The organism is Methylobacterium nonmethylotrophicum (assembly GCF_004745635.1).
GTDB classification, from domain to species: domain Bacteria; phylum Pseudomonadota; class Alphaproteobacteria; order Rhizobiales; family Beijerinckiaceae; genus Methylobacterium; species Methylobacterium nonmethylotrophicum.
In genome coordinates, this window is sequence record NZ_SRLB01000101.1 from 1 (window position 1) to 1,042 (window position 1,042).

A 1,042-nucleotide genomic window follows, 5' to 3' on the forward strand; every position below is an offset into this window, starting at 1 on the left:
GGTCATCCGTGGGTTCCCTTTGGGGGTGAGTCCGTGGGCGGGCGGGGTTTGGTTACAGGGCTCGCGCATCACCGCCCTCCCGTGTCGCGCTTGCCGCCCAGGCCGGGCATGGTCATGCCGGGCATGCGGGAGTGGTCCATGCCCTCCATGCCGCCCGAGCCGGACCTCGGTGTCACGGCGCGGTTGAGCTCGCGCCAGTCCTTGGGATCGACCACGTCGTAGCGCGCCACGCCCGCGGTGACCGCGGAGTAGCGCGGCGCGCGCACGGCGGCGGCGGGGTTGGCCGGGGCAACCAGCCAGTCCGGCGCGGCGGTGGGCACGCAGGCCGCGAGCGGCAAGGCCGTGAGCGCCAAGGCCGTGAGCGCCACGGCCGGCCTGAGGAAGGTGAGCATCGCTTCGGATCCCGAACGGGGGCTGGCGGCCGCGCTCAGGAGCGCGGACCGGCGGACAGGGAGGGGGCGCGGGCAGGCGCAGCTGAGCCGGCCGGGCCGGGCGCGGCCTGCGCAGGCAGGATCCTGGTCAGGGCGCGGCCGGGAGCGGCGGGAGGGGGCGGGCGTCTGGCCCGCCGCGGTCAGGCGCGGTGCCTGGGGGGCCGCTCGATGCGCAGGGGACGCGGCTGGGCGACGCCGTCCTCCTGGGCCAGGCCGATGGGCTCGGAGGGGCGCAGGACCAGCGCCGTGCCCGACCAGGGCGCGTCCGGCAGGGCCGCCTGGCAGGCCAGGGGGCAGCAGGTGGCCACGCAGCCGGCCGGCCGCGTGTGGTGGCCGTGCGGGTCCGGGTGGTGCTGGCCGGCCGAGGCGAGCCGGTGGCACTCGGGGACGTCCGCGCCGTCCGCCTGGCCGCTCGCTGCCGCGGGCGCGTCGGCGGGGCCGGCTGCGGGCCGATGCTGGGCGTGCGGGTCGGCGGGGGCCTGGTCGACGGCGGCGTGGTCGGCCGCGGCGTGGCGCTGCATCGTGCACGGCGCCGCCGGGGCGATGGCCACGGCCATCGCCAGCACCGCGAGCAACATTGCGCGAAGAACTGCCAAGGACCCAGAGACCCT

General features: G+C 78.1%; 2 protein-coding genes. Both read right to left on the reverse strand.

The features are described 5' to 3' along the window. Positions 1–68: 68 nt before the first annotated feature. A complete protein-coding gene (locus EU555_RS35955; RefSeq protein WP_099901530.1) occupies positions 69–392 on the reverse strand; it encodes a hypothetical protein in 324 nt (107 codons plus the stop codon). A gap of 179 nt (positions 393–571) precedes the next feature. After that, positions 572–1,042 (reverse strand): hypothetical protein (locus EU555_RS35960; RefSeq protein WP_238193904.1); only part of this gene is annotated, 471 nt, incomplete at its 5' end.